Here is an 11,191-nt window from a genome sequence, read left to right as displayed (position 1 = left end):
CGCTCCCACAGGGATTGCGCAATCCCTGTGGGAGCGGGCTTGCCCGCGAAGAGGCCATCAGTCTTGGCGAAGATTCAGGGCTGAAACGCGCCAATAAAGATAGCCGGGTCGACCCGCGCATCGTTCAGGCTGACGTTCCAGTGCATGTGCGGTCCGGTCGCGCGGCCAGTCGCCCCGACCTTGCCAACCACACCGCCCCGGTCCAGTTGTTGGCCCACCTTCACGTCGATTTTCGACATGTGGCAGAACATGCTGATAAAGCCCTGGCCATGGTCGACGAACACCGTGTTGCCGTTGAAAAAGTAGTTGCCGATCAGGATCACCTTGCCCGCGGCCGGGGTCTTTATCGGCGTGCCGGCCGGCACGGCGAAGTCCAGGCCTGAGTGGGGGTTGCGCTCTTCACCGTTGAAAAAGCGACGCACGCCGAACTTGCTCGACAGCGGCCCGTTCACCGGTTTGTCCAGCAGCACGTTGCTCGGGGTGTTGGGGCTGAACGTGCGGTAAGCGGTAATCTGCTCGGCCAATTCACGCTCGATGCGCTTGAGGTTTTCCGGGTCCGGATTGACCTGTTGGGTGTTCTTCAGGGTGATGCGTTGTTCCGGGTATGTCTTGTTGCCAACTGTAAAACTCAGATTACGACCGCCGCTGCTGATCGATTGAGCCCCTGGTTTGACCGTCAGCGGCAGGCCGACGATGGCCAGCCAGTTGTTCTGTTCCTTGACCACCAGCACCGGTTTGCCTTGATAACTGGCTTTTGGCGCCTGGGTGGATGTGCCCAGGTCGACCACCGCAACGCCGCCCGGCACCGGTTTGTTCAACAGGCGGGTGATGTAGCTATCGGCGTGGGCATTGAAGGTCAGGCACAGCAACAGCAATGGAGCCAGGAAGCGCGGCATGGATCAGTCCAGTAAAGAAAGGGTGACGGGCGTCAGGTGATTGTCTTCGACCCGCACTTGCAGTTCGCCTTCGCCCAGTTTGGCCTTCAGGCGCTGGCCAGTATGGGTTTGCGCGGCGCTGCGGATCGCGTTGCCGCGCTCGTCCAGCAAAATGCTGTAACCACGGCCGAGGGTCGCCAACGGGCTGACTACATGCAGTGTCTGCATCTGGCTGTGCAATTGCAGGCGACGGTTCTTCAGCCCTTCGCGGATGGCGCGCGGCAGGCGTTCGGCCAGGCTGTCGAGGCGCTGGCGCAGCATTGCCAGTTGCCGGCCCGGATGTTGTGCGGCCAAACGGGTTTCCAGACGGATCAAGCGTTCGCGACGGGTGTTGAGGCTGCGTTCGAAGGCGCGGCGCATGCGCATGTCCAGGTCATCCAGGCGTTGCGCTTGCTGGCGCAGGCGCTCTCCGGGATGGCGCAGGCGGCGAGAGATACCTTCCAGGCGTAGTCGATCGCGCATCAGGCGGTCACGCATGCGCATCACCAGTCGGCGGTGCAGGCTTTCGACCCGACGCACCAGATCGCTGGAATCCGGTGCCAGCAATTCAGCGGCAGCGGAAGGGGTGGGGGCGCGAACGTCGGCCACGAAGTCGCTGATCGAAACGTCGGTTTCATGGCCGACCGCGCTGACAATCGGCGTCACGCAAGCGTCTACGGCGCGGGCCACGGCTTCCTCGTTGAAGCACCAGAGGTCTTCCAGCGAACCGCCGCCACGGGCCAGGATCAGTGCGTCAAACCCGCGGGCATCCGCCAGTTTCAGGGCGCGGACAATCTGCGCGGTAGCTTCGCGGCCCTGTACGGCGGTGGGGATCAGCGTCAACTGCACCTGCGGTGCGCGACGGCGGAACACGCTGATGATGTCGCGAATCACCGCCCCGGTGGGTGAACTGATGATGCCGATGCGTTGCGGATGCGCCGGTAGCGGTACCTTGCGCTCGGCACTGAACAGACCTTCGGCACTGAGTTTTTCCTTTAGTGCATCGAAGGCCAGGCGCAAGGCGCCATCGCCGGCCGGCTCCACGGTGTCGAGGATCAGTTGATAATCACCACGCCCTTCGAACAGCGAGACTTTGCCGCGCACCTTGACCGCGAGCCCGTCCTTCAATGCCTGGCGAACCCGTGCCGCGTTCTGCCGGAACAACGCGCAACGCACTTGGGCGCCGCTGTCCTTGAGGGTGAAGTACACGTGGCCCGACGCCGGGCGGGCGAGGTTGGAGATTTCGCCTTCGACCCAGATGTTGCTGAACACGTCTTCGAGCAACACCCGCGCGCGGCCGTTGAGCTGGCTGACGGTCAGGACTTCGCGGTCCAGGCCGAGTCTTGCAAAGGGATCTTTAATCATGTGGCGCAGTTTAAAGGCATTTGCCCGGCAATCTCCATGACCCAGCATAAATCCCTTGTGGGACAGCTTGATGTGGGAGCGGGCTTGCTCGCGAAGACGGTGTGTCAGCCACATTGATCCGGGATGTTAGTCCGCTTTCGCGAGCAAGCCCGCTCCCACAAAGGTAAAGTCACCGACGGGTATTCAAGGAAGATACGTGAATGAATGTGTTTGAGCTGTTGAACCAGTGGCCGTTCGGCTCGCTGGACTGGCTGGTCATCGGTGCGGGCATCGCCCTGGCCTACATCGTGTTCGGCATCGCCGGTTTCGGCACCGCGCTGGTGGCGGGGCCGATTTTGATCCTGTTCATGCCGTTGTCGAAGATCGTGCCGTTGCTGGTGTTGCTCGATTTTGTCGCGGCATTCGGCAATCTGTTGCCTTCGCGGCGCGATGTGGCGAGGCCGGAGTTGTTGCGGTTACTGCCCTGCATGGCGGTGGGGTGCACGCTGGGGGTGATTTTCCTGCTGAACCTCAAGTCTGACCTGTTGCTGCTGTTGATGGGGTTGTTTATCAGCGCCTATGCGGTTTACAGCCTGTGGATCAAAACCCGTCCGACGCAACTGTCCGCCGTGTGGGCGTTGCCGATGGGGACGGTGGGCGGAATGTTTGGCGCGTTGTTTGGCAGCGGTGGTTTTTTGTATGCGATCTATCTGAACAGCCGTTTGCCCAAGGAAGCGGCCCGGGCCACCCAGAGCGCACTGATCAGTTGCAGTACGGTGGTGCGTTTGAGCCTGTTTGCAATCGCCGGTGTGTACGCCGATTTGCCATTGCTGGCGCTGGCGGCGTGTCTGTTGCCGGCCATGGCACTGGGGCTGTGGTTCGGTCGACGGTTGACCATGCGTTTGTCACGCGAGGCGTTCGTGCGCCTGGTGACGTGGCTGGTGCTGGTCAGCGGGATCGCGTTGATCGGGCGATATTTGAGCGCTTGAACTGCATTTTGCTTTCTGTAGGAGCGAGCTTGCTCGCGATGGACTTTAACGATAACGCGTGTTCCCTGATAAACGCGTCGCCCTCACGTTCTTCGCGAGCAAGCTCGCTCCTACAAAAAAAGCTGCCTCAGTCGTTGTACTGGCTCAACAACCGCTCAAGTCGTGCGCTGAGGCGGCGTTTGATTTCGGTTTCGATGTGCGGGGCGAAATCGTCGATCACGTCTTGCATGATCAACTGCGCAGCGGCGCGCAATTCGTTGTCCAGGTGCAGCAAGTCATCCGGGTTCTTGCTGGCGGCAGGCATCGATGCCGTCGCGGTGACAGGTTCAACGGCAGGGGCTGTCGGTAGTAAGACGGGCGGCGAAGGCTCGCTCACGGTGTCGAACAACATGGGAATCTGTTCCTGATCGCCGTCCTCGACTGTGTCGGTCAGCAGGGGCGGTTGCAGGTTGTCATCGCCGAGCAATTGGCGGATCGACTCAAGGTCGTCCAGCAGGTGCGCGGACTGTTGCAGCGGTTTTGGAGTGTCCATTGGAAGGCTCAGAGTCGCTGTAAACGGTGATCTTGCAGAGGATAGCCCTGTTCGCGGTAGAAACGGAAACTCTCCCGCGCGGCCTGGCGAATCGTCGGGTCTTCCACCACCACTTCCGCCACGCGGGCGAAACGCTGGGCGAAGGCCGGGACTTTCAGGTCAAGATTGACCAGCAGGTCCTGATGCTGACCACAATCGTCACCCAGACCCAGGACGATCAAGCCGTCCGGTTCGTTTTCGGCGGGACCGTGGGGCACGAAGCTTTCACCTTTGAATGCCCAGAGGCGCGCGTCGAGATCGTCGCGCTGGGAGGCGTCGCTGCAATGCAGGTAGACACGGTGACCCATGCGCCAGGCTTTTTCGGTGAGCTTGCAGGCGAAATCCAGGCGTGCCGATGGATCGGCGCTGGGCAGGATATAGAAGTCGACTTTGGTCATTGCGGTTCCTGAGCTTCACGTGGCGTCACCGCATAAGTGACGCCACGTGAAGTCATCGGTTTCAGGCTTTGGCGCGATCCAGCAGGTATTGGGTCAGCAGGGGAACCGGACGGCCGGTGGCGCCCTTGTCCTTGCCGCCGCTGGTCCAGGCAGTGCCTGCGATGTCCAGGTGCGCCCAGTTCAGGTTCTTGGTGAAGCGCGACAGGAAGCAGGCCGCGGTGATGGTGCCGGCCTTCGGGCCACCAATGTTGGCGATGTCGGCGAACGGGCTGTCCAGCTGTTCCTGGTACTCATCGAACAGCGGCAGTTGCCAGGCGCGGTCGTCGGCAGCCTTGCCAGCGCTCAGCAGTTGGCCGATCAGTTCGTCGTTGTTGCCCAGCAGGCCCGAAGTGTGGGAACCCAGGGCTACCACGCACGCGCCGGTCAGGGTCGCGATGTCGATGACCGCTTGTGGCTTGAAGCGCTCGGAGTAGGTCAGGGCGTCGCACAGCACCAGACGGCCTTCGGCGTCGGTGTTGAGGATTTCCACGGTCTGGCCGCTCATGGTGGTGACGATGTCGCCTGGACGCGAAGCATTGCCGCTTGGCATGTTCTCGGCGCAGGCCAGGATGCACACCAGGTTGATCGGCAGTTTCAGTTCGAGAACGGCACGCAGGGTACCGAACACGCTGGCAGCGCCGCCCATGTCGTACTTCATTTCATCCATGCCGGCGCCCGGTTTCAGGCTGATACCGCCGGTGTCGAAGGTGATGCCCTTGCCAACCAGCGCGTATGGCTTCTCGGATTTTTTACCGCCGTTGTATTGCATGACGATCAGGCGCGGAGGTTGGGCGCTGCCCTGGCCTACGGCGTAGAACGAACCCATGCCCAGAGCCTTGATCTTCTTCTCGTCGAGGACTTCGACTTTCAGGTCCTTGAACTCTTTACCCAGCTCTTTTGCCTGCTCACCGAGGAAGGTCGGGTGGCAGATGTTCGGCGGCAGGTTGCCCAGATTACGGGTGAAGGCCATGCCGTTGGCAATAGCGGTGGCGTGGGTCACAGCGCGTTGCACTTCAGCCTGAGCGGCCTTGATGGTCAGCAGGGTGATTTTCTTCAGGGCGCGGGGATCGGCTTTCTGGCTCTTGAACTGCTCGAAGGTGTACTCGCCGTCCACCAGGGTTTCGGCCAGCAGACGGGTCTTGCCATAGCTGTCGCGACCTTTGACGACCACTTCGTCCAGGGCCAGCACCGCATCGCTGCCGCCCAGGCCTTTCAGGGTATTGAGGATGCCCGCGATGATTTTGCGGAACGGGCGGTCACCCAGCTCGTCGTCCTTGCCCACGCCCACCAGCAGCACACGCTCGGCCTTGAGGTTCGGCAGGCTGTGCAGCAACAGGCTCTGGCCAATCTTGCCGGCCAGGTCGCCGCGCTTGAGCACTGCGCTGATCGCGCCGCCGCTCAATTCGTCGAGTTGCTTGGCAACCGTACCGAGCTTGCGGCCTTCGCCGACGGAAACCACCAGCGTGGCGGTCTTCAACGTTTCCGGGTTGACGCTTTTTACAACCAGTTCCATGTCCGGGTCCCTGAATTGATGGTTAGCACGCAAGCGCCCGACACCGTATGTGCGTCACTTGCCTATAAAAAGAAAGGCGCCAGGTTCGACCGGCGACAAAGGCCGCAGTTTGAACCTCGCTACCGGCGGCTGACAACCCTCGGTTGTACGATTGTAGGAGCGAGCTTGCTCGCGAAGAACCTGAGGCCGCCGCGGGGTTTCAGGTTCTTCGCGTTATCGTTGACGACCATCGCGAGCAAGCTCGCTCCTACACTTGCCCGGGATGCATTGCGCAGTGACAGGCGCACCCAATCACAGGATAATGCGCCATCTTTTTTCGGCGGCTCTGCCTTGCGGGTTGTCCGATACGTTTGCTTGTTTGGCCGCCTTAGCCTGACAACCCTGGAGTGTCTGGTTTGATTGTCTTCCGTTATCTATCCCGCGAAGTCCTGTTGACCTTGAGCGCCGTCAGCGCCGTGCTGCTGGTCATCATCATGAGCGGTCGCTTCATCAAATACCTCGCCCAGGCGGCCTCGGGCCTGCTGGATCCGGGTTCGCTGTTCCTGATCATGGGCTTTCGCCTGCCGGGTTTCCTTCAGCTGATCCTGCCGTTGGGGCTGTTTCTCGGGATCCTGTTGTCCTACGGGCGCCTGTACCTCGAAAGCGAAATGACCGTGCTCTCTGCCACCGGCATGAGCCAGCAGCGGCTGGTTTGGATGACGCTGTTTCCGGCCACCCTGGTTGCGATCGTCGTAGCGTGGTTGAGTCTGAGTCTGGCACCACAGGGGGCCAATCAGTTTCAGCTGCTGCTGAACAAACAGGATGCCCTGACCGAATTCGATACCCTGGAGCCGGGGCGCTTCCAGGCCTTGCGTGACGGCACCCGGGTCACCTACACCGAGCGCATGTCCGATGACCGCGTCAATCTGGGTGGTGTGTTCATCTCGCAAAAAAACATCAGTTCCAATAACAAGGATCGCGGAATCTCTGTCCTGGTCGCAGAAAAGGGACGTCAGGAAATTCGCCCGGACGGCAACCGCTACCTGATCCTCGATAACGGCTATCGCTATGACGGTAGTCCGGGGCAGGCCGATTACCGGGCGATCAAGTACGATGAGTACGGTGTATTGCTGCCAAAACCCGACGTCAGCGACGAAGTCACCGACCGTGATGCGATGCCGACCAGCACGTTGGTCGGCAGTGAAGACATTCGCCTGCGCGCCGAGTTGCAGTGGCGCATATCGCTGCCAGTGCTGGTATTCATCGTGACCTTGATGGCGGTGCCGCTGTCGCGGGTCAACCCGCGTCAGGGCCGGTTCCTCAAATTACTGCCGGCGATTCTTCTTTATATGGCTTACCTGACCATTCTGATTGCCGCCCGCGGTGCCCTGGACAAGGGCAAGATCCCCGCGGCGCTGGGCTTGTGGTGGGTGCACGGGATTTTCCTGGCCATTGGCCTGGGCCTGCTCTATTGGGAACCCTTGCGTTTGAAGAGGGCGAGTCGCCGCAGCGCGCTGGAGGTGGCCCGTGGTTAAGCTGGATCGCTACATTGGTAGCAGTGTGTTGATTGCGATTCTGGCGGTGCTCGGGATCATCCTTGGTCTGGCGACACTGTTTGCCTTCATCGACGAGATGAGCGAAGTCAGCGATACCTACACCCTGGTCGATGTTCTGAGTTATGTGACGCTGACTGCGCCGCGCCGGATGTACGAAATGCTGCCGATGGCCGCGTTGATCGGCTGCCTGATCGGTCTGGGCAGTCTGGCCAGCAACAGTGAGCTGACCGTCATGCGCGCCGCCGGTGTGTCGATCGGCCGGATCGTCTGGGCGGTCATGAAACCGATGCTGGTTTTGATGCTGGCCGGCGTGTTGATCGGGGAGTACGTCGCTCCGCCCGCTGAAACCGCCGCGCAGGCCAATCGCTCGCTGGCCCAGGGCAGCGGCGATGCTCAAAGTGCCAAGCACGGCTTGTGGCACCGCCAGGGCGATGAGTTCATTCACGTCAACTCGGTGCAACCCAACGGCATTTTGTATGGCGTGACCCGCTACCGTTTCGACAACGAACGGCACATGCTATCGGCGAGTTTCGCCAAGCGTGCCGACTTCGACACGGATCACTGGCAGTTGACGGACGTCACGACCACGCTGTTCCACGAAAGCAGCACTGAAGTGGTGTCGACCCCGGTCGAGCGATGGGGCGTGGCCTTGAGTCCGCAATTGCTGAGCACTGTGGTCATGGTGCCAGAGTCGCTGTCGATCAGCGGTCTGTGGGGGTATATCCACTATCTGGCGGAGCAGGGGTTGAACAACAGCCGCTATTGGCTGGCATTTTGGGTCAAGGTGTTGCAGCCGCTGGTGACCGCCGCCCTGGTGTTGATGGCGATTTCCTTCATCTTCGGTCCGCTGCGTTCGGTGACCCTGGGGCAGCGAGTATTCACCGGCGTGCTGGTGGGCTTCACCTTCCGCATCGTTCAGGATCTGCTGGGGCCTTCGAGCCAGGTATTCGGCTTCCCACCCTTGCTTTCGGTGCTGGTGCCGGCGGGTATTTGTGCCGTGGCGGGGCTCTGGCTGTTGCGCCGGGCAGGCTGACGGCGGGCATTTTTCGACCGCTTTGACGATAAAAAACGCCCTTGTCGCAAGACCGGGGCGTTTTTGTAGGTGCCGTCTGACCTGCGAACGTGACGCTTGCGCCGTGGATCAGGTACAATTCCCGGCTATTTTTCGGCGGGCTATGCCTGCAGCCTTTTTGAGTGTTGATCCGTGAGTGATTTGAGTCATATCCGCAATTTCTCCATCATCGCCCACATTGACCATGGCAAGTCGACGCTGGCCGATCGCTTCATCCAGATGTGCGGCGGCCTGGCCGAGCGCGAAATGGAAGCCCAGGTCCTGGACTCCATGGACCTTGAGCGTGAACGCGGGATCACCATCAAGGCGCACAGCGTCACCCTGTATTACAAAGCTCGCGATGGTATCAACTACCAGCTCAACTTCATTGATACCCCAGGCCACGTTGACTTTACCTATGAGGTGAGCCGTTCGCTGGCAGCCTGTGAAGGTGCGCTGCTGGTGGTCGATGCCGGTCAAGGCGTTGAAGCGCAGTCGGTTGCCAACTGCTACACGGCGATCGAGCAGGGCCTGGAAGTGATGCCGGTGCTGAACAAGATCGACCTGCCGCAGGCCGATCCGGACCGCGTCAAGGAAGAAATCGAAAAAATCATCGGCATCGATGCCACCGACGCGGTCACGTGCAGTGCCAAGACCGGTCTGGGCGTCGATGAAGTGCTCGAGCGTCTGGTGGCCACCATTCCGGCGCCGACCGGCAACATCGAAGATCCGCTGCAAGCGTTGATCATCGACTCCTGGTTCGACAACTACCTGGGCGTTGTCTCCCTGGTTCGCGTTCGCCACGGCCGCGTGAAGAAGGGCGACAAGATTCTGGTCAAGTCCACCGGCAAGATCCACCTGGTGGACAGCGTCGGCGTGTTCAACCCGAAACACACCGCCACCGTTGACCTGAAGGCCGGCGAAGTGGGCTTCATCATCGCCGGCATCAAGGACATTCACGGGGCGCCAGTGGGCGACACCCTGACCTTGAGCTCGACTCCGGACGTCGACGTACTGCCTGGCTTCAAGCGCATTCAGCCGCAGGTATACGCCGGTCTGTTCCCGGTCAGCTCCGACGACTTCGAAGATTTCCGTGAAGCGCTGCAGAAGCTCACCCTGAACGACTCGTCGCTGCAGTACACCCCGGAAAGCTCCGACGCCCTGGGCTTCGGCTTCCGCTGCGGGTTCCTCGGCATGCTGCACATGGAGATCATCCAGGAGCGCCTCGAGCGCGAGTACGACCTGGACCTGATCACCACGGCGCCGACGGTAATCTTCGAACTGTTGCTCAAGACCGGCGAGACGATCTACGTCGATAACCCGTCGAAGTTGCCGGACCTGTCTTCCATCGAAGACATGCGCGAGCCGATCGTGCGCGCCAATATTCTTGTGCCGCAAGAGCATCTGGGCAACGTCATTACCCTGTGCATCGAGAAGCGTGGCGTGCAGCACGACATGCTGTTCCTCGGCAGCCAGGTCCAGGTGACCTATGATCTGCCAATGAACGAAGTGGTCCTGGACTTCTTCGACCGTTTGAAGTCCACCAGCCGCGGCTATGCTTCGCTGGATTACCATTTCGATCGTTATCAATCGGCTAATCTGGTGAAACTGGACGTGCTGATCAACGGTGACAAGGTCGATGCCCTGGCGTTGATCGTGCACCGTGACAATTCGCACTACAAAGGTCGCCAGTTGACCGAGAAGATGAAGGATCTGATTCCGCGGCAGATGTTCGACGTGGCAATCCAGGCCGCCATTGGCGGGCAGATTGTGGCGCGGACAACCGTCAAGGCGCTCAGAAAGAACGTATTGGCCAAATGCTACGGCGGTGACGTCAGCCGTAAGAAAAAGCTGCTGGAAAAGCAAAAGGCCGGTAAAAAACGCATGAAGCAAGTCGGCAACGTGGAAATCCCACAGGAAGCCTTCCTTGCAGTGCTCAGGTTGGATAGTTAGGTCCTATGTCACTAAATTTCCCGCTGTTGCTGGTCATCGCCGTGTTCGTCTGCGGCCTGTTGGCGTTGCTCGATCTGTTGATCCTGGCGCCGCGTCGGCGTGCCGCCATCGCCTCCTATCAGGGCAGCGTCAGCCAGCCAGACATGGTCGTGGTCGAGAAGCTGAACAAAGAGCCGCTGCTGGTTGAATACGGCAAGTCGTTCTTCCCGGTGTTGTTCATCGTGCTGGTGCTGCGTTCGTTCCTGGTGGAACCGTTCCAGATTCCTTCCGGCTCGATGAAGCCAACCCTGGATGTCGGCGACTTCATTCTGGTGAGCAAGTTTTCTTACGGGATCCGCTTGCCGGTGATCGACAAGAAAATCATCGAAGTCGGTGATCCGCAGCGCGGCGATGTCATGGTGTTCCGTTACCCGAGCGATCCGAACGTCAACTACATCAAGCGTGTAGTCGGCCTGCCGGGCGACACGGTTCGTTATACTGCCGACAAACGCCTGTTCGTCAACGGTCAATCGATTGCCGAACAGCTGGTCGGCTCCGAGCCGGGCACGCTGGGCAGCGCTGAGCTCTACAAGGAAAAACTCGGCGCCGCCGAGCACATGATCCGCAAGGAAATGAGCCGCTACCGTGCAACGCCGGACCATTCATGGACCGTGCCGGCCGGGCACTACTTCATGATGGGCGACAACCGCGACAACTCGAACGACAGTCGCTACTGGGATGATCCGAGCATTCCCAAGAATCTGCTGGGCATGGTTCCCGACAAGAATATCGTCGGCAAGGCCTTTGCGGTCTGGATGAGCTGGCCGGAACCCAAACTCAGCCACCTGCCGAATTTCTCGCGGGTTGGCCTGATCAAGTAATCAAACACGGCGCTGTTGAACACA

At 60.3% G+C, this 11,191-nt stretch carries 10 protein-coding genes; 5 read left to right on the top strand and 5 right to left on the bottom strand.

What is annotated here, in order from left to right; translation table 11 throughout:
• Positions 1-74: 74 nt before the first annotated feature.
• Both AC07XF_RS25655 and xseA read right to left on the bottom strand, forming a co-directional pair.
• On the bottom strand, positions 75-896 hold the full coding sequence (locus AC07XF_RS25655; RefSeq protein WP_495028732.1) for a peptidoglycan DD-metalloendopeptidase family protein: 822 nt from the start codon (positions 894-896) through the stop codon (positions 75-77).
• A gap of 3 nt (positions 897-899) precedes the next feature.
• The gene (gene xseA, locus AC07XF_RS25650; RefSeq protein WP_033052047.1) at positions 900-2,279 is read right to left on the bottom strand and encodes an exodeoxyribonuclease VII large subunit; all 1,380 of its coding nucleotides are present in this window, start codon (positions 2,277-2,279) and stop codon (positions 900-902) included.
• A 200-nt stretch (positions 2,280-2,479) separates the two neighbouring features.
• Here xseA and AC07XF_RS25645 point away from each other — a divergent pair, with 200 nt between their 5' ends.
• Entirely contained in the window at positions 2,480-3,247 is a 768-nt protein-coding gene (locus tag AC07XF_RS25645) for a sulfite exporter TauE/SafE family protein (protein ID WP_495028731.1), read from the top strand.
• A gap of 127 nt (positions 3,248-3,374) precedes the next feature.
• Here AC07XF_RS25645 and AC07XF_RS25640 read toward each other — a convergent pair whose 3' ends face one another.
• The 3 genes from AC07XF_RS25640 to AC07XF_RS25630 all read right to left on the bottom strand — a co-directional run bounded on the left by AC07XF_RS25640 (position 3,375) and on the right by AC07XF_RS25630 (position 5,768).
• Positions 3,375-3,779, bottom strand: coding sequence for a DNA polymerase III subunit chi (locus tag AC07XF_RS25640; RefSeq protein ID WP_495028730.1), 405 nt, complete (start codon positions 3,777-3,779; stop codon positions 3,375-3,377).
• Positions 3,780-3,787: 8 nt separating this feature from the next.
• Positions 3,788-4,216 carry a DNA polymerase III subunit chi gene (locus tag AC07XF_RS25635; RefSeq protein ID WP_007982785.1) on the bottom strand — a complete coding sequence of 143 codons (429 nt, stop codon included), beginning with the start codon at positions 4,214-4,216 and terminating at the stop codon, positions 3,788-3,790.
• Positions 4,217-4,277: 61 nt separating this feature from the next.
• A complete protein-coding gene (locus AC07XF_RS25630) occupies positions 4,278-5,768 on the bottom strand; it encodes a leucyl aminopeptidase (RefSeq protein WP_495028729.1) in 1,491 nt (496 codons plus the stop codon).
• 395 nt (positions 5,769-6,163) lie between these two features.
• On the opposite strand from AC07XF_RS25630, the gene lptF reads away from it, so the two are divergent.
• The 4 genes from lptF (at position 6,164) to lepB (ending at position 11,167) form a co-directional block, all read left to right on the top strand.
• A complete protein-coding gene (gene lptF / locus AC07XF_RS25625; protein ID WP_495028728.1) occupies positions 6,164-7,282 on the top strand; it encodes an LPS export ABC transporter permease LptF in 1,119 nt (372 codons plus the stop codon).
• Positions 7,275-8,336 (top strand): LPS export ABC transporter permease LptG, encoded by a 1,062-nt coding sequence (lptG, locus tag AC07XF_RS25620; protein WP_495028727.1) that lies wholly within the window; start codon positions 7,275-7,277, stop codon positions 8,334-8,336. Before lptF ends, lptG begins: the two co-directional genes overlap by 8 nt.
• A 171-nt stretch (positions 8,337-8,507) precedes the next feature.
• Complete coding sequence (gene lepA, locus AC07XF_RS25615) at positions 8,508-10,307, top strand: translation elongation factor 4 (protein WP_495028726.1); 1,800 nt, start codon at positions 8,508-8,510, stop codon at positions 10,305-10,307.
• Positions 10,308-10,312: 5 nt separating this feature from the next.
• The gene (lepB, locus tag AC07XF_RS25610; RefSeq protein ID WP_495028725.1) at positions 10,313-11,167 is read left to right on the top strand and encodes a signal peptidase I; all 855 of its coding nucleotides are present in this window, start codon (positions 10,313-10,315) and stop codon (positions 11,165-11,167) included.
• Positions 11,168-11,191: the final 24 nt, after the last annotated feature.

Source organism: Pseudomonas sp. GW821-FHT01C01 (assembly GCF_059422645.1).
Note: the sequence above shows the minus strand (reverse complement) of the source record. Positions and strands in the feature narration are given on the sequence as shown.